Origin of the sequence: Acidisoma sp. S159 (assembly GCF_009766125.1) — a bacterium.
In the GTDB taxonomy this organism is placed as follows: Bacteria; Pseudomonadota; Alphaproteobacteria; order Acetobacterales; family Acetobacteraceae; genus Acidisoma.
In genome coordinates, this window is sequence record NZ_LMUG01000045.1 from 131,562 (window position 1) to 152,548 (window position 20,987).

Consider the following 20,987-nt stretch of genomic DNA (forward strand, 5'->3'; position numbering starts at 1 on the left):
TCCACGCCTCCCTGCTCGCGGGACAAAGATAAGGCGTGGATCGTCGGCCTTCGCCGAAGATGACGTCAAACTGGCATCGTCACCGAACGTCAATGCGCCGGTCGCGGCGAAGCATGATGTGTCGCGATCTTCCACCGTCCCTTTTCGCGCACCAGCACATGCGTCATGCGGAACGGCAGCTCGACCTCCTTGCCGTCGTCCTCGCGATAAAACATGACCTCGCCGGTCGCGCCCATCGCTTCCGGCCCCAGCCGCACGATATTCGGCACCGCGTATTCGCACCGCTTGTAGGACGGTGGCAGCAGCGTGAAATAGGTCCGCACCCCATCCGGCGTGTCGTAGAACGCCGCGGTCGAGCCATAGAACGCCGTCTTCTCCGCGTAGAGATCGCCCAGCCGCTGAAGATCCCGCGCCTCGAAAGCCGCCTTCCATTCCTTCTGCACCTCGACTGCCGCCTGCACCCAATCGTCCGACATCGCTAAACCCTCTTCGCGCTCAGGAGACGAGACTGCGCTGACCGTCGGCCAGACAAAGCTCAGTCACGCGCAAGCCGTGGTCATTGATCCGCGACGGAAAACGATCGCGCAGCCCTTCCTCATGCACCGGAATCACCCGCTGCAAATTGCCGCCGCCTTCCTTCACCATCTGATCTGTCGTGAACAGCAGATTCGTCTGGCTGCCCACCGCGAGTCCGACCGGAATATATTGCGTGGGCGCCTTGGGATCCTGCCCCTCCAGATTCTCGAAGCTGTAGACGAGATCGCCCGCGAGCACCCAGCTATCGCTGCCTTTGCGATCGCCGTTGCGCACGGTGACGAACTGGCAGCCCCAGGTATGGGTATCGTCCGCCTTGCGGATATCGATGCCGGGCAGCACATCGTCCCTGTCGCCATCGAGCAACTCCAGACGACCCTGCCGCGCCAGGTCCACGACCCGCATCACATCGCCCGGATCGGTCGCGATATTGAGCCAGCGGAAACGCTCATCCAGCGCCATCGCCCAGACCCATTTCGAAAGCTCCCGCTCCTGCAAATAGAACTTCGCTTTCGGGAAGGCATCCGTATTGCCCATGTGGTCGAAATGCGCGTGGCTGAGGAAGATATGCTCGACCTCCTCCGGTTTGACGCCCGCCTGCTTCAGGACCGTCTCGGGATTCTGCCAGGCCTCGACCCCGAAGCGCCGCGCCATCTCGGCGCCCACGTCTTTCTCGTTGTACCCGACATCGACCATCGCGACCGTGCCCTGACCCTTGATGAGCACATAGCAATAGGGAAGCTTGCGATAGCCCTGATTATGCGCGCCGTAGACGATGCCACTCACGTGGTAGCTAGGCACATACGCGTATTCCAGCACCCAGATCGAATAGTTTGCCATTGTTTCCCCCTTAGGCGCCGCGCATCGTCGGCGCGTCACTCGTCAGTTTTGCCGGCACGTGTGCAGCGCAGCAGCCTTGCGAAAAGGCCACGATCTCGAAACCCGGCAACGCGCCGCCGGCCCAGCGCAGATGATCGATCGCCGATGACAGCGGGCGGCTGATCGCGGTCTGCGCCTCCTCCGTCAGATGCAGATGCCCGCGCGCGCGTTCCAGCGCGACGCCCAGCGCATGCTCGGCCTGCATCAGATGGCGATGATGATGCGTCGCGCGCGGCGGCGCGGTCAGCGCATTAAGCGTATCGGCGGCCCCGCGATGCGCCTCGATGGCGAGGGCCAGCATCGGATGATCCTGTCCGCTGCGCCCACCCGTCGCGGCCACCAGCAGCAGTCCCGCGAGTTGCGCCGCCGCCCGACGCATACCGTCGAAAGCGACCCTCGCCTCCAGCACATAGGCCGTCGTCGCGTCGTCCAGATCCGCCGTCAGGATTTCGGGCAGATCGTCGGGAAGATCCGGCAGCGCATTGCCGAGAACGGGCAGTCCCGCGCCATCCTCGATCCGCCGGGCGCTCGCGAAATTGCGGGGCTCAGGCGGCATTGCGGCCACCATAGCGGCGCACGCGGATATCAGCCTGTTCCTTATGCCCGGCGAAATTCTCGATGGCGCAGAGCCGCGAGCAATATTCGCCGATCATCGCGCTCGCCTCATCCGTCAGGACCTCCTGATAGGTCACCGTCTTGATGAACTTGCCGACCCACAAGCCGCCCGTATAGCGCGCCGCCTTTTTGGTCGGCAGCGTGTGATTGGTGCCGATCACCTTGTCGCCAAACGCGACATTGGTGCGCGCGCCGAGGAACAGCGCACCGTATTGCGTCATCCGCTCCAGGAACCAGCGCGGCTCCCGCGTCATCACCTGCACATGCTCCGAGGCAATGCGCTCGGCTTCCGACAGTAATTCCTCGTCGGTATCGCAGAGAATAATCTGCCCATGGTCACGCCATGCGACAGACGCCACATCCGCCGTCGCCAGCCGCGCGAGCTGCCGCGCGATCTCCGCCTCGATCCCGTCCGCGATGCGCTTGGAGGTGGTGAGCAGAATCGCGGGCGAGGTCGGCCCGTGTTCCGCCTGTCCCAGCAGATCGGTCGCGCAGATCTCCGCATCCGCCGTATCGTCGGCGATGATGAGCGTCTCGGTCGGTCCCGCGAAAAGGTCGATGCCTACACGGCCGTAAAGCTGGCGCTTGGCCTCCGCCACGAAGGCATTGCCGGGTCCCACAAGCATATCGACCGGCTTTATGCTGTCCGTGCCGAGCGCCATCGCCGCCACCGCCTGAATGCCGCCGAGCACATAGATCTCATCCGCGCCAGCCAGCGACATGGCGGCAATCGTGGCGGCCGGCGGCTTGCCGTTCAGCGGCGGCGTGCAGCCAATGACGCGCGGCACGCCCGCCACCTTCGCCGTCAGGATGCTCATATGCGCCGAGGCGACCATCGGGTAGCGGCCACCAGGAATATAGCAGCCGACACTCGCGACCGGGATCAGCTTATGGCCGAGCTTGATCCCCGGCAGCGTCTCGACCTCCAACTCCGTCATCGTCGCGCGCTGCGCCTGAGCGAAGCGGCGGATCTGGGTCTGCGCGAATTTGATGTCCTCGATCACCTGCGCCGGCAGGCTATCGATCAGCGCCTTGATCTCATTGCCGGAAAGCCGGAATTGCGCCGGCTCGTATTTGTCGAACTTGACGGAAAGCTCACGCACCGCCGCGTCGCCGCGCTCGCTCACATCGTCGAGGATCGCCTCAACGGTCTGTCGTGTCTTGCGATCCGCGTCCTTCGCGGATTGCTCGCTCGCGCCGTGCTTAAGCTGGCGGATCATAATCGTACTCCTAAGGCGCGGTCAGGCGCGGTCGCTCAGTGGATATGCCCGCCGCCATTGACGTCAACGATCGTTCCCGTGATCCAGGATGACCAGTCGCTGATCAGAAACAGCGCCAGCTCGGCGACATCGCGTGGCTGGCCGAGGCGGCCGAGCGGAATTGTCGCCAGTATCTCGGCGCGCTTCTCGTCGGTCAGCTTGCCCTGGAAGATGTCGGTGTCGATCATGCCCGGCGCGATGGCGTTCACACGAATGCCGTCCGGACCCAGTTCGCGGGCCAATGCCTTGGCGAGGCTATGCACGCCTCCCTTCGACGCCGCGTAATGGGAACTACCGAACAACCCGCCGCCCCGCAGCGCCGCCACTGAGCCGATACAAACGATATTGCCGCGCTTCGCCGCGCGCATCGGCGGTATGACCGCCTGGCACATATTCATGGTGCCGCCGAGGTTGATGCGCATGACCGCGTCATATTCCTCCGCCGCGATATCCATGACCTTCGTCGAGCGGCTGATACCCGCGAAGTTGAGCAGGCTGTCGACCTGCCCGAAATCGCGCAGCACACGCTCGACAGTGCAATTGGCCGCCGCGCGATCGCCCACATCGCAGCCATATCCCATGTGATGGCTGCCGAGTTCGCGCGCCGCGGCTTCCGCGTCTTCCGCGCGCAAATCGATGATCGCGACGCGCGCGCCATGCTCGACGAGCAAGCGCGCGGTCGCGAGGCCGATGCCTCTGGGCGATGCCGCCCCAGTGACGATCGCGACACGGTTTTCAAGCAGCTTCATGGGACAATCCAGTGAGGTGGGAGAGCGCATGTCGCGCCCTCCCAGTGAAGCAAGCGGAACGCATCAGCCGTTGAAGGGCTTAACCTTCGTGAGCTTGTAGAGGTCGGCGGGCGGCGTGCAGTTGTTGCAATCGATGCCCGGCATATCCGGCGCCTGTTGGAAGTTGTCGTTGCCGGGTAGCGGCTGGATGGTGGCGCCCGGCGTGGGCTTGCCCTCAAGTGCTGAGACCAGCGAGGCTTCCGGCAGCCACTTCTCGTTGAAGACCTGGGTCACGAAGCTATCGGGAACCTTGCTGGCCGGAAAGGCGTTGCAGCCATTCTCGATCCGGTCGCCGGTGCAGATCTTCACTTCTTCGGCGGTCGTCCAGGGCAGCGGATACAGCACGTTGTGGAAGGGCAGTTTCCGCCCATTCACCAGCTGCTCCATCATGAGCTTAAAGGCAACGCCGGAAGAGGCCGGCGGCGAGCCGGAGGAAACGCCGTTGAAGCCGCGCTTCTGGTAGTCGGGGTTAGCGAGCGCAAGGCGGAAGCCGTTGGAGTTCTCGCCCGTCAGGAACGGAAGCTTCTGGCGGCCGGAAGCGATCATCGCCTTGATCGCGCCATCCTCGCCAGCCTGCGCGAAGATGCCATCGACATCCGGATGTGCCGCAAGCGCCTTGGCGGTCTCTAGCTGCGTCGTCTGGTCGTCCCAATTCGCGTAGTAATCGGCGACGATGTGGATGTCCGGGTATTTCTTGAAGACGCTCATCGCGCCGTCGACATGGCGCTTATCGACCATGTTGCCGGCGACGCCACGGCTCAGGAAGATATTGCCTTTGCCATGCAGCAGGTTGACGAGATACTGCGCGGTATTCTCGCCGAAGCCGCTGCCGAGATAGCTCACGCTATAGGCGCAGGGTTCCGTGACCATGCCGTCATAGACCCAGATCAGCACGCCCTTCTTGCAGCCGCGCCGGATCGCCTTGTTCAGGCCGCTCGACGAGATCGGAAAGCTGATGATGCCATTGGCGCCATCGGCGATCATGCTCTCATAGGCCGAGATCTGAGCCTGTACGTCGGTACCGGAAATGACCTCCTTGAGATCGACGAGCTTGTCGTAAGGCGGTGTCTCGGCCAGCGCCTTGACGATATTCGCGGCTTCGCTCTGCCAGGCGTTTCCGCTGTAGCTGAGGCTGAGATAAATCTTGTATTTCTTGGCGTCAGCCGCATGTGCGGCGCCGCCGAGCCCGCCGAGAGCGAGCCCCGCGCCGACCACGAGGCCCAAAGCCAGCCTCTTGAGTGAACCCGTCTTGAACATGTTCGTCCCTTCGTTCTTGGTTATTTGGAATCGCTTGCAACGAGCGGCGCCGGCTGTCGCGGCGCCGGGCGCTGCATCAGCCGGCTGAACCAGAGCGGCAAGTCCTCCCGCAGCGCCCCGATGGCGACCAGGATGACCAAGCCGTAGATGATCGTCCGCCAGCCCTCGAGAATCTGGACCGAGGAAATGATGGTGGAGAAGGTCGTCAACAGCAGTGACGCGGCCACGGCGCTCACGTAGTTGCCGCGACCGCCGAGGATCGATGTGCCGCCGACGACGACGGCCGCCACCGAAGGCAACAGGTAGGATTGCCCCATGGTCAGTGTCGCGCCGCCCGCGTACCCAACCAGCAGGAAGCCCGCGCCCCCTGCCGCCGCCGCGCTGATCGCATAGGTCGCGACCGTCAGCCGCCCGACCGGCAGCCCCGCCACATGCGCCGCCGTCGGGCTGGTGCCAAGCGCGTAGAGCCGCCGGCCAAAGGGCGTCGAGGATTGCAGCAGCGTGCAGAAGATAACGAAAATCACCATGAGATAGATGATCGGCGGCAGATCCAGGATGCGGCCGGTGAAAAGACTGGCGAGGGCGGGGGAGGCGTGGCCGCGCGGCGTGCCCGCCGTGATGCCCAGCGAGGCGCTGTAAACGATGATCCCCATCGCCAAAGTCATGATGAAGGGCGGGATACGCAGCCACGCGACCCCCGCTCCACTCAGCGCGCCGACGCAGCCCGTAACGACCAGCGCCGCCGGCAGGATCCAGATGAACGACCAGCCCGATTGCGTGGTCCAGGCATAAGTCAGGATGCCGCCCAGCGTCACCAGCGAGGGGATCGAAAGATCCAGCCCGCCGATCAGCACCACCATCTGCTGGCCAAAAGCCACCACCATCAGGAAGGCGGAAAGCACAATGATCGCCGAGACCTGGTGCAATCCGCCAAGGCTCGGGCTGATCCAGCGCGAGGCGATGACGAGCAGAACCGTCAGCCCGAACAGCACCAGCGGCGTCACCACCTCACTGCCCAGGGCGCGGCCGGAGGTGCGGGTATCGATCAACGGCGGCGGCGCGGGATTGGCTTGGCTCATGCCGGCATCCTCCGCGCCAGCCGCGCCGAGAAGGCCGCGATCAAAACGGCGGCGATCATGATGAGGCCCTGTCCGATGCCGGTGTAGAAGGACGAAACGCCCACCGAGAACAACACCTTCTGCAACAGCATCAAGGTTGCGGCACCGATCATCGAACCGAGCAAACCGCCTCGCCCGCCGGTAAAGGTCGTGCCGCCGATCGCGATGGCCGCGAAAACCAGCAGCAGATAGCTCGTGCCCGCACCCGGATCACCGTTGGAGGTCACCGCCGTCAGCATCATCCCGGCGACGCCGTACAGCGCGCCCGCAAGACAGAAGGCGAAGAACTTCACGCGCCGCACCGGCACGCCCGCCAATTGCGCCGCCGTCTCATCGGCCCCGAGTGCGTAGATGCCGACGCCCCAGTTCGTCCGCTTCAGCGCCGCCCAGCCGAGCAGCACGGCCAGGACAATGATGAACGGCACCGGCACAAAGCCGATATTCCCGGTGAGATTGTCGCTGATGAAATCAGGCACGTTCCCGCCCGGCGCATCCAGCACCAGCAGCGCCGCACCGCTGCAGATGATCATCGTCGCGAGCGTGCAGGCGATCGATTGCAGCCCGGCATAAGCCACCAGAAAACCATTCACCGCGCCGACCAGAAGCCCGACGCCCACCACCATGGCGAGGGTGAGCAGCGCGCCCATCGGGCCGTCGGAGGAATGCGTCGCGGTCAGGACATCGGCCAGAGCGATCACCCCGGCGACCGAAAGGTCGAAGCCGCGCATGAGCACCACCAGCGTCCCACCCGCCGCCGCCAAGGCGAGCGGCAGGCCATTGCTGAGCTGGTCGCTGAACTGCGTCGCCGACAGCGCGTCACTCTGGAACAGCGCGTAGATGACCATCAGCAGGATATAGATCGCGATGACCATCGCGGTGCCGCTGCCGAGCAGGCGGCCCAGCACCGGCCGGCGAAACCGTGGCACTTGTGTTTGGGAGACAACGGCACTCATGCCGCGAGATCCCCATGTCCGGTCGCCAAACTGACCAGCCGGTCCTCCGTCAGCGCCGGGCCGGCCAGTTCGCCCGCGATCCGGCCGCCATAAACGACCAGACAGCGATGCGCGAGATGCACCAGCTCGGCGAGTTCGGTGGAGTAGACCAGCGCGGAGCCGCCCCTCGCCACAAAGTCCCGGATCGCCCCGTAGATCACCTGCTTGGTGCCCACATCGACGCCGCGCGTCGGGTCGAAGAGCACAAGATTGCGGGCACCGGAAACCAGCACCCGGGCGAGCAGCGCCTTCTGCTGGTTGCCACCCGACAGCGCCGAGATCCGCATTCCCTGATAGCGTTTCGGCAGATCGACCTGCAGCCCGACGGCCGCCACGGCCTCCGCTTCCATCCGCCGGCTGATCAGCCCGCCACGGCGCACCCGCTCCAGAATTGGCAGCGACACATTGCTGGCGGTCTTGAGGCCGAGGAAGATGCCCTCCGTCTTCCGCTCCTCCGGCAGGAATCCGATGCCGGATTTGAGCGCCGTCGCCACCGAGCGCAGATCGGCGGTCTTGCCGTCGATGCTCACGGCGCCCGCGCTTATCGGCTCCAGCCCGGCCAGCATACGAAAGAGCGGCCGCTGCCCTTGCCCCTCCAGAGCCGCGACACCAACGATCTCGCCTTCTCCGACCTCGAAGCTCACCTGATGCACGCCACGGCCCGAGAGCCCGCGAACCGATAGCCGCGGCGTCGTCTCCCGACGTTTCGGAACCGCGTGCGTCGCCTCATCCTGGGACGTGCCGACCATCATGCGGAAGATCTCGGAATCCGGTGTGCCCGTCAGATCGACGGTCGCGATGGACCGGCCATTGCGCAGCACGGTGCCGCGCCGGCAAAGCCGCCGCACCTCGGCCAGCCGGTGCGAGATATAGAGGATGCCGACACCCTGCGCCGTCAGCCGCTCGACGATCTCGAACAGCCATCCCGGCTCGGCCAAGGCGGCCGTCGGCTCATCCAGCACCAGCAGCTTCGGCCGGTGGCCCAAAGCCCGCACGATCTCGACGCGCTGCTTCTCGGCGAGCGAAAGATCCGCGATCAGGCTGCGAGGATCGACGGTATCGATGCCGAACTCCTGCAACAACGCGGAAGCCGCCTGCTCGTTTCGCCGGGCGGAGGCGATGCCGCCGACGCCCTTCAGCAGATGCGGCAGCATGAGGTTGGTCGCGACACTCAGATTGGGCAGCAGGCTGAGTTCCTGGAACGCCGTCGAAACACCGGCCGCCCGCGCGCCGAGCAGATTGCCCGGCGTGAAGGGCCTGCCAGCGACTTCCAAGGTGCCGCGATCCGGCGTCACGATGCCGCTGAGGATCTTCACAAGCGTCGATTTGCCGGCGCCATTCTCGCCCAGCAGCGCATGCACCTCGCCCGCCGCCACATCCAGCGTGACATGCGCCAGGGCCACCGTCGCGCCATAGGCTTTCGTCAGACCCTCGGCGCGGAGATAGGGCGCCGCCCCATCCACACTCGCCCGCGTCCCGGTCATCTGAGCGTCCAAAGCCAATATCTGCCTTCCAGTCTCGCCGATGCGTTCAGGCAGGGCGCGGCGTCAACACGCCCGCTTCCTGTATTTCCTGCATGGCCTCGTCAGTGAATTCCGCGCGTGGCCCATCACCGGCAATCACGAACATGAGGATGGCCTCCTCCTCCGGATTGCCCGCCGTCACATTCTCGAAACGGCGCGCGACGCCAGGCGGGAAGGACACCACATCGAGCGGCCCCAGATCGACATGCTCGACGGCGCCCTCCTCATTCTCCCAGCTACAGCGCCAGGTTCCCGTCATCGGGATGAAGGTCTCGTTGGTGTCGTGATTGTGCATCATCGGCCCGCGCCCCGGCTTGGCACGGCAGTAACCAAGATTGAACCCTTCGGAGATCTTGATGGCGGCTAACTTCGCCGCAACGTCGCCAACCGGAGAGGTCACGGCGCCACCGCTATTCTTCGGCGGCTGGAAGCCGATGACGTTGTAAAGCTTGCGCTCAGCGCTCGGCATACGGCTATCGGGCAAGCCCCCGTCAGACCCCTGCAAGTCGCTGAAGCGGGCAACGCGCTGCAACATTTTCTGCCGCGAAACGCCAAACCTATTGAGAGTTTCAGCCACCGATCCGTTTCCCCATGGCAAATGCCGTGCTGGCTTCGTTATTCCGTCTCATCTCAGCATAGAGCGCTGAACAAACGCGTCAATTTGCAAAGCTCCTGACCTCTCCCCGCTGTGGAAAGAGCGGATCGGCCTCCGGCCCCGCCACCACGCCGCGATCATGCAACGCCCCGATCGCCGTTTGCGGTAGTCCCAGGACCTCGCTCAGAACCTCGTCGGTCTGGGCACCAAGCAATGGCGCGGGCTGCGTTTCCCCGCGCGTCATGTCCGACAAACGAATGGTGGCGCCAGCAGCCCGATGGCGCCCCACACCCGAGGTCTCGATTTCGTCGAAGATCGCGCTCGCCGTTGAAACTCGCGCATCATCGGCGATCAACTCGCGCACCGAGCGGTATTGACCCCAGCACACGCCACCGGCATCGAATTCGCTCGCGATCTCGGCCAGGCTCCGCGCCTCCACCCAGCGCTTGACGAGGCTCGCAATGATGTCGCGGCCTTCGTAACGATCGGCCTCGCGGCTGTAATCCACGCCAAGTGCCGCCTCGATGCTCGCGATCGCCTCCGCGATGCCGCAGGTTTCGGCGAGAGCGCGCCATTGCCGCGCGGAGACCGCGGCGATCATCACACGCTCGCCATCGGCGGTCGCGAAATCCCGGCCGAAAGCGCCGTAAATGTCATTGCCGATCGACCGGCGCTCCTCGGCGAGCAGCTCCGCCTCCGCCAGCACACCGAGATGCGACATTGCGCTGAAGGCGACATCAGACAGCGCCAGGCGCATTTCGCTACCCTCGCCGGTCGCGCGGCGCCGCAGGATAGCCGCGGTCAGACCAAAAGCCGCCTGATAGGCACAGGCCAAATCCCAGGCCGGCAACGCATGGTTCACCGGCTTGGCGCGTGTGCCATCGCCGGTCAGCATCGGATAACCCGTGGCGCAGTTGACGGTGTAATCGACCGCCGTCGAGCCATCCGCATTGCCCTCGATCGTGCAGCTGATGAGATCGGGGCGCGCACCGACCAGCGCTTTATGCAACAGCCAAGGCGTCGGCACGTTGGTCAGCAGAATGCCGCCCTCCGGCCCCGGCGCCGTCACCAGCGCGCGCAGCAAGTCCCGGCCCTCGGGCTTGCGAATATCGATGGCGACCGAGCGCTTGCCCTTGTTCAGGCTCGTCCAATAGAGGCTGCGTCCACCCGGCATCATCGGCAGCCGGTTGTAATCGATGCCGCCGCCGATCAGGTCGAAGCGGATGACATCGGCGCCGTATTGCGCGAGCGTCAGCCCGGCCAGCGGCGCCGCGATAAAGGCCGAACTCTCGATCACCCGAATCCCGGCCAGCAGCGGATAGGTCATCGCGCCGCCTCCACAGACGCTCGGGTCGGGACCAGGCAGGAACGGATGAAGGTGAGAAACACCACCCCGTCCTGCTTGAACCCCTCGGTGCGCGTAGTGACAATACCTTGCGTCGGACGCGAACGGCTGGGCCGTACCTCCGTTACCTCGGATCGCGCATAGATCGTATCGTCGGGAAAAACCGGCGCGGTCAGCGCGATTTCCTTCCAGCCGAGATTTGCCACGGCATTGAGGCTCACGTCATCGACCGTCATCCCAAGCACGATCGCGACGGTCAGCCCGCTATTGACCAGCATCTGTCCGAATTCGGTGGCGGCAGAGAAATTCGCGTCGCAATGCAGCGGATGCCGGTTCATCGTGAGCAGGCTGAACTGCGTATTATCCGCCTGGGTAATCGTACGCCCCGGCCAGTGCTCATATTGATCGCCGACCGCGAAATCCTCGAGAAAGCGACCCGTCAGCGGCCAGCGGCGTTTTTCGGTAGGGGCTTTTGCCGACATTCCTCAGCCCACCGCCGCAATGCGTTGCGCGCGCTCGATCACCGGCTTGTCGACCAAAGCCCCCGCCACCCGCAGCGCGCCGCGCGGATCAGCCGCGACCGCCGCCAAAACCTCGGCAGCCCAAGCGCGTTCCGCCTCGCTCGGCCGAAAAGCCTCGCGGATCGGCCCGACCTGGCGTGGATGAATCGCGAGCTTGCCGCCAAAACCCATCGCCCGCGCGCGCCGCGCTTCCTCCGCCGTCAGTTCCACATTCTCCACATTCGGCGTCACGCCATCCAGCGGCGGCGCGATACCGGCAAGGCGGGAGCGCAGCACGATCTCCGACCGCGCCATCAGCATCGGCTCCCAGTCCGAAGAACAACCGAGATCGGCGGCATAATCCAGCGAACCGAAAGCCGCCCGCGCGATCCCAGGCGCCCGCAGCAACTCCGCCAACGCCGCCATGCCCCGCGCGGTTTCCACCAAAGGCACCACGAACGCCGCCGGGCAAGCCGCGACGATCTGGGCGATCACAGCGACGGATTCCGCCTTCGCCAAAACCACGCCATCCGGCGGCGCGACGCGCAGCATCGCCAAATCCTCCTCGAACCAAGCCGATCCTTCGGCATTGATCCGAACCAGAACCGGACAGCCGGTAACGCCGTGGCTCGCCGCATTCGCCCGCGCCGCCGCCTTGTGATCGGGCGACACGGCATCCTCGATATCGATAATGACCGCATCCGCGCCCGATTGCGCCGCACGCAGAAACCGCTCGGGTCGATCGCCCGGAACGAAAAGCGGCGCGGTGATGGACTGCATCCGTGTCAACCAAGCACGAAGGGATCCGGCGTTTCCTCCGCCGTGCTGATCCACACGCTCTTGCTGCGGACGTAATCGAGGATGGCTTCCGCGCCATTCTCGCTGCCGACGCCCGAACGCTTCGCGCCGCCGAAGGGCGACATATAGCTGACCGCCCGATACATATTCACCCAGACCATGCCGGTGCGCAGCCGCTCCGACATCCGCAACACGCGGTTCATATCTTGCGTCCACAAACCCGCCGCCAAACCGTACGGACTGTCATTGGCGATCGCCAAAGCCTCCGCCTCATCCTCGAAGGGAATGCAGGCGAGAACTGGTCCGAAGACCTCCTCCTGCGCGATCCGCATGTCGTTGCGCACATCGCCGAAAATCGTCGGCTGCACGAACTGGCTTGTATTGCCGCCCGCCGGATGCGGTGCCGGCCCGCCGCCGAGCAGGCACTTCGCACCTTCCTGCTTCGCGACATCGATGTAGTGCAGGACCTTCTGGTATTGCGGCGGCGTCGTTACCGGCCCGATCTGCGTCGTCCGCTCCATCGGATCACCCAGCTTCGCCGTGCGCGCGAAATCCACCACCCGTTCGACGAACTCGTCGTGGATCTTGCGCTGAACCAACAAGCGCGATCCGGCGACACAAGTCTGGCCCGTCGCGCCAAGAATGCCGCCGACCACGCCCTTCACGGCATTCTCTAGCTTGGCATCACCGAAAACGATGTTCGGTGACTTGCCGCCCAGCTCCAGCGTCACCCGCTTAAGCCCGCGCGCCGCCGTCTCGTAAACCCGCTGGCCGCCCATCTCGCTGCCGGTGAAAGCGACTTTCGCGACCTTGGGATGCGCCACCAGCGGCTCGCCGACTTCCGCGCCGAAGCCGGTGACGATATTGATCACGCCCGGCGGCAGCCCCGCCTGTTCCGCGAGTTTGCCAAACTCCAGCGCCGAGGCCGAGGTGAATTCCGACGGCTTCAGCACGAAGGTATTCCCCGCCGCCAACCCCGGCCCGAGCTTATAGGCCGCCAGCAACAGCGGCGAATTCCACGCGGTGATGGCGACGCAAACGCCCAGCGGCTCATGCCGCGTGAAGTTGAAGGTATTCGCCTTGTCTATCGGGATGACGGCGCCTTGCAGCTTATCGGCCAGGCCACCGAAATAATGGAACCACTGCGGCACGTAGCGCGTCTGGCCCAGCATCTCGGACAACAGCTTGCCATTGTCCCGCACTTCGATCTCGGCGAGGTGCTGCGCATTCTCGGTGATGAGGTCGCCGAGGCGACGCATGATATGGCCCCGCGCGGTCGCATTCATGCGCGACCACTCGCCATCCTCGAAGGCGCGGCTGGCGGCCTGCACGGCGCGATCCGCATCCTCCGCCCGGCCACGTGGAATATTCGCCCAGGCCTCACCCGTGTACGGATTGAATGTCTCGAAGGTCTCGCCATTCGCGGCCTCGACCCATTCGCCGCCGATCAGCATCTTGTAAGTTTGCATTGTCGTTCTCCTAGCTCAGGCGGCCATGGCGAGGCGGTTGTCTTCGCGCAGCATCACCGCGGCTTTTTCCGCGATCATGATGACCGGGGCGTTGGTGTTCCCCGATACGATGGACGGCATGATCGATGCATCGATCACCCGCAGCCCGTCGATGCCACGCAACCGCAGCCGGTCATCCACCACCGCGAGCGAATCATTGCCCATCCGGCAACTGCCGACCGGATGATACATCGCCTGCGCGAATTGCTTGAGATAGCCGAGTATCTCCGCGTCGCTCTGCTTATCGGCGCCGGGCACCGCCTCACCCGCCACATGCTCGGCCATGGGCGAGGCCGCGAAGATGCGGCGCACGATGCGGATACCCTCGATCATCGCGCGCTGGTCTTCCTGCGCGGTGAGGTAATTGAAGCGGATATCCGGCGCATCGAAGGGATCGGCGGAGCGTAAGGTCAAGGCTCCGCGCGAATGCGGCCGGATATGGCTGCAGGATGCCGTGACCGCCGCATGGCTTTCGGCGACGAAGCGGCCTTCCTTGGTGATGATCATGCTGAAGGGGCGAAACTGGATCTGCAAATCCGGCGTTTCGACATGCGGGCCAGACCGCGCGAACGCCGCCACCTGCGCCGCCGCCGAGGTCAGCAGCCCCGAGCGCTTGAGCACAAACTCCGCGACATGCGGAAACAGCTTCCAGGACGTGCGGGCGCTCGCCGAGTTGAGGATCAGCTTGTTGATCGAGAACGCCGGATCAACCTTGGAGAGGTAATGCGCGTAAATGTGGTCCTGCAGATTGCGGCCCACGCCCGGCAGCACATGCACCACGTCGATGCCGTGCCGTCTCAGCTCATCCTCCGGCCCGATCCCGGAAACCAGCAGAAGCTGCGGCGAGTTTATCGCGCCGCCGGACAGGATGATCTCGCGCCCCGTCGCCTCCTTCAGCTCGCCGCCCCGGCGATAGCGCACGCCGGTCGCCCGGCCGTTCTCCACCACGATCTTCGCGACATGCGCCTCGGTTTCGATGGTGAGGTTCTGCCGGCGTTTTGCGGGATCGAGGAAGGCGCTGGCGGCGGAATGCCGCACGCCGTTCAGGATATTGTATTGCACATAGCCGATGCCGTCCTGCTCCGCGCCGTTGAAATCGGCGTTGAACGGCAGCCCGATGGCCTGCCCGGCCTCGACGAAAGCACGCGACGCGACATGCGGCTTGGCGAGGTCACTCACGCCCAATTCGCCGGTCGCGCCGTGGAACTCATCGGCGCCGCGTTGCTGCCGCTCGCTTTTCTTGAAGTAAGGCAGCACGTCGCTCCACGACCAGCCGGCATTGCCCGCCTGCCGCCACAAATCGTAATCGCGTGGCACGCCCCGCATATACACAAGGCCATTGATCGCGCTGCTGCCGCCCAGGGTCTTGCCGCGCGGGCAATAGACCTGGCGGTTATTCAGCCCAGGCTCCTCGGAGGTGTAATATCGCCAATTCACCCGCGCATTCGAATAGAGGCGCGGCGTGCCCGCTGGGATTTTCAGCCAGATATTACGGCTCGCGCCGCCGGCTTCCAGCAGCAGCACCCGAGACTTGCCATCCTCCGTGAGCCGATTGGCAAGCACGCAGCCCGCCGACCCTGCCCCGATGATGATGTAGTCGTACATCCGATGCGACGCTCCCCTGTAGCCGTCAGGCGGCGCTGTTGGCTTGGCCAGTCCGAAGGACCTGTCCTAACGTCAGACGCTTGTTCCCTCTCTAGAAGCCGCCCATCATCAAGACAATTATCATTATGACTCGAATTCTTTAGCTAAAACGATCATTCGGCCACCGGCCCTTGCCGAACCGGCTCGTTCCGCACCGGCGCCGGGAGCTTTGCTTTCCATGAAAGCCGGAATGAGATCAGCGAGCTTTCGCGCCGCCGGGGACAAAGCTTGCCCGCGCAAAGTCACGATAGCGATCTCCCGCGTCATCACCGGCTCGACGATCCGCAATTCTTGCAAGTCTGGTCCCGGATTAGCGGGCAGCGCGATCTTGGGGAGGATCGCCACTCCCAGCCCGGCATTCGCCGCCGCGATCAGCGTCTGCACCTGGGTGAACTGATAGTTCGTGGAGAGGGTTAGGCCGTGGGACGCCACCGTCCGCTCGATCAGCGCGCGGAGTGCCGTGGCGGGGTTCAGCAGCAGCACCGGCATCCGCGCCAGCTCCTCAAGCCGGATGCTGGACCGCAAGGTCTGGAACAGCCGCCGCGGCACCAGGGCATAGATCTCTTCCTTCAGGATGGGCCGGAAGGCGAGATCGGGCTCGTCCAGCACCGGCCCAATGCCGAAATCCACCTCCCGCTTGCGTAGGCTCTCGAACAGATCGGAGGAGGTGAGTTCGCGCACGCTCAGCCGCACATCCGGGTAATCCTTCCCGAAGGCCGCCAGAACCAGCGGCAGCCGGGTGCTTGCCACGGTCGGGGAGCAGGCGATCGAGACATGGCCGCGGCGCATATCCACCGCCTCCTCGATCTTCCTCAGCCCGGCTTCGACTTCATGCAGCGCCCGGCGCACGCAGCCCAAAAGTTGCTCGCCCTCCGCCGTCAGCCGCACCGAACGGGTGGTGCGATGAAAAAGTGCCACGCCAAGCTGACCTTCAAGCTGCTTGATCTGCGTGCTGACCGAGGATTGCGAGCGGCGCGCCTGATCGGCGGCGGAGCGGAAGCTCGCATGCTCGGCCACCAGCAGAAACACCTGAAGGAGCTTGAGATTGACCTTCATGATCGGCTGCATCGGCGTTCCACACGTTTGGTTGATCGCTTAATCCAACCAATCTCCCGTTTATTTGCATTTGTCCAACCATGCCTTGCTCTTTTAAGCCTGCAAGGCGGCGCCCGGTCGAGGCGCCGCGGGGGAACGGGCTTGAACACAACAGAAACAGGCTCCGCTGATGGCCTTCTGAAGGCCGCCGCCGGCCTCCTTGGCGGCTCGGGTTCCGGCAGACAGGCGCTGGAAGGCATCCGCGTGCTGGATATCGCGACCTTCGTCGCCGCGCCCTTCTGCGGCACCATCCTCGGCGACTTCGGTGCCGAGGTCATCAAGATCGAGCAGCCGAACGAAGGCGACTCACTGCGCCGCTTCGGCACGCCGACGGATTGCGGCGATACGCTCGTCTGGCTCAGCGAATCCCGCAACAAGAAGACCGTCACGCTCAACCTGAAAACCGCGGAGGGCGCCCAAATCTTCCGCGACCTCGTCGCCAAATCCGATGTCGTGCTGGAGAACTTTCGTCCCGGCACGCTGGAGAAATGGGGCGTCGGCTTCGAGGCTTTGCGCGAGATCAACCCCAGCCTCGTCATGCTGCGTGTCAGTGCCTACGGCCAGACCGGACCCAAGAAGAACGAACCCGGCTTCGCCCGCATCGCCCATGCCTTCGGCGGCCTCACCGCGCTTGCCGGTGAGGCGGACGGGCCGCCGGTCGTGCCCGGCTCGACCTCGCTCGCCGACTATATCTCCGGCATGTGGGGCGCCATCGGCGTGCTCCTCGCTTTGCGCGATGTGCAGAATGGCGGCCCCGGCCAGTTCATCGATGTCGGCCTCTACGAAAGCGTCTTCCGCCTGCTCGATGAACTCGTGCCCGCCTATGCGAAATTCGGTACGATCCGCGAGCGCATGGGCCCGGATACGATCAATGTCGTGCCGCATAGCCACTACCGCACCGCGGACGGCCACTGGGTCGCCGTCGCCTGCACCAATGACCGCATGTTCGCCCGTCTTGCCGATGTCATGGGCCGGGGCGAACTCGCCGCCTCACCCTTCTACGCGACGACCGTCGCTCGGGTGGAACGCCGCGCCGAGGTCAATGCCATTGTCGCCGACTGGATCGGCCTCCTATCGCAGGCGGAGGTGCTCGACCAATGCCAGAAGGGCGGGGTGCCCTGCGGCCCGGTCTATTCAATCGCGGATATCTTCGAGGATCCCCAGTACCGCGCCCGCCGGAATTTCTTCGAGACCGAGGATCCGCGCATCGGTCCGGTGACTTTGCCATCACCCGTGCCGCGTCTGTCGGAAACACCGGCGGTCTTCCGCCATACCGGCCGCGCTCTCGGCGCCGACACAGCCGAAATCCTTAGCGACCTTCTCGGAATCGATGAAGACAACCTCTCGCGGTTGCGCGCCGTCGGCGCTATCTGAAAGGCTACATCCTGTCCGGTCCCGCCATGTCAGCTTCCGAACCCGTTGTCATTCCGCAACTTCCGTCGCTGCGTCTCGACGGTAAGCGCGCGCTCGTCACGGGGGCGGGACGCGGCATCGGCGTTGCCTGTGCGGCGGCGCTGACCCAGGCGGGCGCGCATGTCACGCTGCTCTCGCGCACCGGCGACGAGATCGAAGCGGTCGCCGCCGCCCTTCGCGCCGAGGGTGGCGCCGCGGATTGCCTGGTCGCGGATGTCACCGAATCCGCCAGCCTCGGCCCACTGCTGGACGCGCGGGCGCCTTACGACATCCTGGTGAATAATGCCGGCACCAATCGGCCGATGCATTTCCTGGAAGTGACTCTCGAAGACTTCGACGCCGTCGCCGCGCTGAATTTGCGCGCCACCTTCTTCGTCTCGCAACTCGTCGCCCGCCGGCTGGCGGCGGAGAAGCGGCCCGGCTCCATCATCCATATGTCGTCCCAGATGGGCCATGTCGGCGGCACGCATCGCACCGTCTATTGCGCGACCAAACACGCGGTCGAGGGACTGACCAAAGCCATGGCGATCGACCTCGGCCCGCTCGGCATCCGGGTAAACACGATCGGCCCGACCTTCATCGAAACACCGCTCACCCGGCCGTTTTTCGCGCAGGAAGGCTTTCGCACCAACGTGCTGAGCAAGATCAAGCTCGGCCGGGTCGGCCAGGTCGAGGATCTCATGGGCGCCGTTGTCTACCTCGCCTCGGACGCCTCCTCGCTGATGACAGGCACCGCAATGATTATCGATGGCGGATGGACCGCCGACTAGGCTACGCCGAAGTCTCATCTGGTTGCTTCCGTCATGGCATGTGAAGACATGCCGTGCCTCACAAGCCATGGCGGTCGAAGAATGCGCCTACTGATCCTCGCGGACGACTTGTCCGGCGCCGCCGATGCCGGGCTCGCCTGCGCCCAGGCCGGGCTTGAAACCCGTGTCATCCTAGGCGGCAGAGACGGCGATGCGGAAGTCCTCTGCGTCGACGCGGATACGCGTCATCTATCGGCGCAGCATGCGGCGGCCATGACCGCCGGCCTCCTGTCGCGCCATGCGGTCGAGGGTGCCGCGATCTACAAGAAGATCGATTCCACGCTGCGCGGAAATTGGGCGGCGGAACTCGCGGCTCTCCTCAAGATCTCGGGCGACGCGGGACGCGCCGTGCTTGCCCCGGCTTTCCCGGCCATGGGCCGCGTCATGCGGAGCGGACAGCAATTCGTCCACGGCACACCGCTGGGCCAGACCGAAATCTGGTTGCACGAGAAACGCGGCGGCTCCGCCTTGCCGGCCGAAATGCTGGGCGCGCTTGGGATTCAGTGCCGCCTGATCGATCTGCCGACCGTGCGCGGCCCGGCGTCGGACCTCGCGGCGGCGCTGGAGACTGCCCCAGGCGTAGCACTCTGCGACGCCGAAACCGAGGCGGATCTCGCGGCCATCGCCCTCGCCAGCGTGCGCTCGGCCGAGCCCCCAATCTGGTGCGGCTCCGGCGGTCTGGCGCAACCTTTGCCGGCTGCCCTGGGACTTGATGGCGGCTACGCGGCCTGGTCGAGGCCGCCGCCCGTCATCCGCCCCATCCTTTTCCTGGTCGGCAGCCGCTCCGCGCTCACCACCACCCAGCGCACCCATCTGCTGGCCGGCGGCGGTGTAAGGCACATCATTCTTGAGGCCGGGCAGGAGACCGAGGCGACGCGTGCGGTTGAGACGGCGCTGGCCGCTGGCAAGGATCTTCTGGTGACTTTGGCGGAGGCTGGGCACGAGGCGATGCGCGGCGGCGAAACAGCCTGTCAGGGCCTCGCCCGTTTCGTCTCGCCCTGGAATGCCGCAATCGGTGCTTTGGTCGCGACCGGCGGCGAGACCGCGCGGGCCGCATTGGAACAGCAAGGGGCGAGCGGCCTGCGCCTGATTGGCGCGGTGGCACCGGGCGTTCCGCTCAGCATTATCGATGGACCCTGGCCGCTGCCCTGCATCACCAAGGCTGGCGCCTTCGGGGAGCCGGATATCCTGTCCCGCGCACGGCGTGTACTGCGGTCAGGCGCTTTGCCCAGAGAAGGTTCCAGCGATGACTGATGCCCCGGCGGATACCCGCCCCCGGATCGCGATCACCATGGGCGACGGTGCCGGCGTCGGCCCCGAGGTCATCGTGAAAAGCCTTGCCCATCGCGATCTCTACGAGCGCTGCCAGCCGTTGGTGGTGGGCGATCTGTCGCGCCTGAAGGCGGCCGAAGCAGTCGTGCGGAGCGGTCTCCGCTTCACCGCCATCAAGGCCGATCAGGTCGATGCCGCGGCCTATGAGGCGGGCACCGTGACCTGCCTCGACCTCGGCCTGCTCCCGGCCGACCTGCCCTGGGGCGTCATCTCGGCCAAGGCGGGCGATGCCGCCTACCAATACATCAAGACCGCCGTGGATCTCGTGCGGGAAGGCGTGGTTGACGCCATCTGCACGGCGCCCCTCAACAAGGAGGCGCTGCATGCCGGCGGCCACAAATATCCCGGCCATACCGAGTTGCTCGCCGAGCTGACAGGCACGCCCGAAGTCTCGATGATGCTGACGGCCCCCGGCCTCCGCGTCATCCACGTGACCACGCATATGGGCTTGCTCGACGCCATCGCGCGGATCGAGCCGGGCCTGGTCGAGCGCACCATCGCGCGCGGCCACGCGGTCCTGGAGGCGGCGGGGCTGTCGCGCAAGAAGATCGGCGTCTGCGGCATCAATCCCCATGCCGGGGAGAACGGGCTTTTCGGCGGCGGCGAGGAAGAAACCAAGATCGCCCCCGCCATCGCCGCCTGCCGCGCCCGCGGCTGGGACGTCGAGGGACCATTGCCCGCCGACACTTTGTTCTTCCGCGCCGGGCGGGGCGATTTCGATCTCGTGGTCGCCATGTATCACGACCAGGGCCACGGTCCGGTGAAGGTGCTGGGGATCGAGGCCGGGGTGAACATCACCGTCGGCATGCCCGCCGTCCGCACCTCAGTCGATCACGGCACCGCCTTCGACATCGCCGGCAAAGGGATAGTGGACGAGCGCAGCCTGCTCGAGGCACTACGCCAGGCTATTGCGCTGGCACCCCATCGCGGCGCGCGGCCGGCGTTGTAGCGGGTTCTCGTCGCAACGCACCGACTTAGAGCGG

20 protein-coding genes are annotated in these 20,987 nt (G+C 65.1%); 4 read left to right on the plus strand and 16 right to left on the minus strand.

What is annotated here, in order from left to right:
* Window positions 1–89: 89 nt before the first annotated feature.
* The 16 genes from GSQ92_RS13795 to GSQ92_RS13870 all read right to left on the minus strand — a co-directional run bounded on the left by GSQ92_RS13795 (window position 90) and on the right by GSQ92_RS13870 (window position 16,423).
* Window positions 90–476 carry a nuclear transport factor 2 family protein gene (locus GSQ92_RS13795; RefSeq protein ID WP_158803744.1) on the minus strand — a complete coding sequence of 129 codons (387 nt, stop codon included), beginning with the start codon at window positions 474–476 and terminating at the stop codon, window positions 90–92.
* Between the two features lie 19 nt (window positions 477–495).
* Window positions 496–1,374, minus strand: coding sequence for an N-acyl homoserine lactonase family protein (locus GSQ92_RS13800; RefSeq protein ID WP_158803745.1), 879 nt, complete (start codon window positions 1,372–1,374; stop codon window positions 496–498).
* A gap of 10 nt (window positions 1,375–1,384) precedes the next feature.
* Window positions 1,385–1,969 (minus strand): hypothetical protein, encoded by a 585-nt coding sequence (locus GSQ92_RS13805; RefSeq protein ID WP_158803746.1) that lies wholly within the window; start codon window positions 1,967–1,969, stop codon window positions 1,385–1,387.
* A complete protein-coding gene (hisD, locus tag GSQ92_RS13810; RefSeq protein ID WP_158803747.1) occupies window positions 1,959–3,248 on the minus strand; it encodes a histidinol dehydrogenase in 1,290 nt (429 codons plus the stop codon). Before hisD ends, GSQ92_RS13805 begins: the two co-directional genes overlap by 11 nt.
* A 35-nt stretch (window positions 3,249–3,283) precedes the next feature.
* The gene (locus GSQ92_RS13815) at window positions 3,284–4,036 is read right to left on the minus strand and encodes an SDR family NAD(P)-dependent oxidoreductase (protein ID WP_158803748.1); all 753 of its coding nucleotides are present in this window, start codon (window positions 4,034–4,036) and stop codon (window positions 3,284–3,286) included.
* 63 nt (window positions 4,037–4,099) lie between these two features.
* A complete protein-coding gene (locus GSQ92_RS13820; RefSeq protein ID WP_159013614.1) occupies window positions 4,100–5,332 on the minus strand; it encodes a sugar ABC transporter substrate-binding protein in 1,233 nt (410 codons plus the stop codon).
* 20 nt (window positions 5,333–5,352) lie between these two features.
* Entirely contained in the window at window positions 5,353–6,411 is a 1,059-nt protein-coding gene (locus GSQ92_RS13825; protein WP_158803750.1) for an ABC transporter permease, read from the minus strand.
* Complete coding sequence (locus GSQ92_RS13830) at window positions 6,408–7,403, minus strand: ABC transporter permease (RefSeq protein ID WP_159013615.1); 996 nt, start codon at window positions 7,401–7,403, stop codon at window positions 6,408–6,410. The genes GSQ92_RS13825 and GSQ92_RS13830 overlap by 4 nt, the downstream gene beginning before the upstream one ends.
* Window positions 7,400–8,926, minus strand: a complete 1,527-nt coding sequence (locus GSQ92_RS13835) for a sugar ABC transporter ATP-binding protein (protein ID WP_158803752.1) — start codon at window positions 8,924–8,926, stop codon at window positions 7,400–7,402. The genes GSQ92_RS13830 and GSQ92_RS13835 overlap by 4 nt, the downstream gene beginning before the upstream one ends.
* A gap of 46 nt (window positions 8,927–8,972) precedes the next feature.
* The gene (locus GSQ92_RS13840) at window positions 8,973–9,542 is read right to left on the minus strand and encodes a hypothetical protein (RefSeq protein ID WP_216850222.1); all 570 of its coding nucleotides are present in this window, start codon (window positions 9,540–9,542) and stop codon (window positions 8,973–8,975) included.
* A 79-nt stretch (window positions 9,543–9,621) separates the two neighbouring features.
* A complete protein-coding gene (locus GSQ92_RS13845) occupies window positions 9,622–10,887 on the minus strand; it encodes a CoA transferase (RefSeq protein WP_159013616.1) in 1,266 nt (421 codons plus the stop codon).
* Window positions 10,884–11,387 carry a MaoC family dehydratase gene (locus GSQ92_RS13850; RefSeq protein WP_158803754.1) on the minus strand — a complete coding sequence of 168 codons (504 nt, stop codon included), beginning with the start codon at window positions 11,385–11,387 and terminating at the stop codon, window positions 10,884–10,886. The genes GSQ92_RS13845 and GSQ92_RS13850 overlap by 4 nt, the downstream gene beginning before the upstream one ends.
* A gap of 3 nt (window positions 11,388–11,390) precedes the next feature.
* Complete coding sequence (locus GSQ92_RS13855; RefSeq protein ID WP_158803755.1) at window positions 11,391–12,185, minus strand: CoA ester lyase; 795 nt, start codon at window positions 12,183–12,185, stop codon at window positions 11,391–11,393.
* Window positions 12,186–12,190: 5 nt separating this feature from the next.
* The gene (locus tag GSQ92_RS13860; protein WP_158803756.1) at window positions 12,191–13,672 is read right to left on the minus strand and encodes an aldehyde dehydrogenase; all 1,482 of its coding nucleotides are present in this window, start codon (window positions 13,670–13,672) and stop codon (window positions 12,191–12,193) included.
* Window positions 13,673–13,687: 15 nt separating this feature from the next.
* Complete coding sequence (locus GSQ92_RS13865) at window positions 13,688–15,316, minus strand: GMC family oxidoreductase (protein WP_158803757.1); 1,629 nt, start codon at window positions 15,314–15,316, stop codon at window positions 13,688–13,690.
* 123 nt (window positions 15,317–15,439) lie between these two features.
* Entirely contained in the window at window positions 15,440–16,423 is a 984-nt protein-coding gene (locus GSQ92_RS13870) for a LysR family transcriptional regulator (protein ID WP_254065715.1), read from the minus strand.
* A 129-nt stretch (window positions 16,424–16,552) separates the two neighbouring features.
* On the opposite strand from GSQ92_RS13870, the gene GSQ92_RS13875 reads away from it, so the two are divergent.
* The 4 genes from GSQ92_RS13875 to pdxA all read left to right on the plus strand — a co-directional run bounded on the left by GSQ92_RS13875 (window position 16,553) and on the right by pdxA (window position 20,953).
* Window positions 16,553–17,824: a CaiB/BaiF CoA-transferase family protein gene (locus GSQ92_RS13875; protein WP_254065716.1), complete on the plus strand. Its 1,272-nt coding sequence runs from the start codon at window positions 16,553–16,555 to the stop codon at window positions 17,822–17,824.
* A gap of 26 nt (window positions 17,825–17,850) precedes the next feature.
* Window positions 17,851–18,633, plus strand: coding sequence for an SDR family NAD(P)-dependent oxidoreductase (locus GSQ92_RS13880; RefSeq protein WP_158803760.1), 783 nt, complete (start codon window positions 17,851–17,853; stop codon window positions 18,631–18,633).
* A gap of 81 nt (window positions 18,634–18,714) precedes the next feature.
* The gene (locus GSQ92_RS13885; RefSeq protein WP_158803761.1) at window positions 18,715–19,926 is read left to right on the plus strand and encodes a four-carbon acid sugar kinase family protein; all 1,212 of its coding nucleotides are present in this window, start codon (window positions 18,715–18,717) and stop codon (window positions 19,924–19,926) included.
* Window positions 19,919–20,953 (plus strand): 4-hydroxythreonine-4-phosphate dehydrogenase PdxA, encoded by a 1,035-nt coding sequence (gene pdxA, locus GSQ92_RS13890; RefSeq protein WP_158803762.1) that lies wholly within the window; start codon window positions 19,919–19,921, stop codon window positions 20,951–20,953. The genes GSQ92_RS13885 and pdxA overlap by 8 nt, the downstream gene beginning before the upstream one ends.
* Window positions 20,954–20,987: the final 34 nt, after the last annotated feature.

Bases quoted from the DNA above. Each gene is read 5' to 3' on its own strand.
- GSQ92_RS13860 (WP_158803756.1), bottom strand. From the start codon at position 13,672: ATGCAAACTTACAAGATGCTGATCGGCGGCGAATGGGTCGAGGCCGCG.
- hisD (WP_158803747.1), bottom strand. From the start codon at position 3,248: ATGATCCGCCAGCTTAAGCACGGCGCGAGCGAGCAATCCGCGAAGGAC.
- GSQ92_RS13800 (WP_158803745.1), bottom strand. From the start codon at position 1,374: ATGGCAAACTATTCGATCTGGGTGCTGGAATACGCGTATGTGCCTAGC.
- GSQ92_RS13815 (WP_158803748.1), bottom strand. From the start codon at position 4,036: ATGAAGCTGCTTGAAAACCGTGTCGCGATCGTCACTGGGGCGGCATCG.
- GSQ92_RS13870 (WP_254065715.1), bottom strand. From the start codon at position 16,423: ATGCAGCCGATCATGAAGGTCAATCTCAAGCTCCTTCAGGTGTTTCTG.
- GSQ92_RS13845 (WP_159013616.1), bottom strand. From the start codon at position 10,887: ATGACCTATCCGCTGCTGGCCGGGATTCGGGTGATCGAGAGTTCGGCC.
- GSQ92_RS13820 (WP_159013614.1), bottom strand. From the start codon at position 5,332: ATGTTCAAGACGGGTTCACTCAAGAGGCTGGCTTTGGGCCTCGTGGTC.
- GSQ92_RS13795 (WP_158803744.1), bottom strand. From the start codon at position 476: ATGTCGGACGATTGGGTGCAGGCGGCAGTCGAGGTGCAGAAGGAATGG.
- GSQ92_RS13830 (WP_159013615.1), bottom strand. From the start codon at position 7,403: ATGAGTGCCGTTGTCTCCCAAACACAAGTGCCACGGTTTCGCCGGCCG.
- GSQ92_RS13880 (WP_158803760.1), top strand. From the start codon at position 17,851: ATGTCAGCTTCCGAACCCGTTGTCATTCCGCAACTTCCGTCGCTGCGT.
- pdxA (WP_158803762.1), top strand. From the start codon at position 19,919: ATGACTGATGCCCCGGCGGATACCCGCCCCCGGATCGCGATCACCATG.
- GSQ92_RS13855 (WP_158803755.1), bottom strand. From the start codon at position 12,185: ATGCAGTCCATCACCGCGCCGCTTTTCGTTCCGGGCGATCGACCCGAG.
- GSQ92_RS13825 (WP_158803750.1), bottom strand. From the start codon at position 6,411: ATGAGCCAAGCCAATCCCGCGCCGCCGCCGTTGATCGATACCCGCACC.
- GSQ92_RS13885 (WP_158803761.1), top strand. From the start codon at position 18,715: ATGCGCCTACTGATCCTCGCGGACGACTTGTCCGGCGCCGCCGATGCC.
- GSQ92_RS13835 (WP_158803752.1), bottom strand. From the start codon at position 8,926: ATGACCGGGACGCGGGCGAGTGTGGATGGGGCGGCGCCCTATCTCCGC.
- GSQ92_RS13805 (WP_158803746.1), bottom strand. From the start codon at position 1,969: ATGCCGCCTGAGCCCCGCAATTTCGCGAGCGCCCGGCGGATCGAGGAT.
- GSQ92_RS13850 (WP_158803754.1), bottom strand. From the start codon at position 11,387: ATGTCGGCAAAAGCCCCTACCGAAAAACGCCGCTGGCCGCTGACGGGT.
- GSQ92_RS13865 (WP_158803757.1), bottom strand. From the start codon at position 15,316: ATGTACGACTACATCATCATCGGGGCAGGGTCGGCGGGCTGCGTGCTT.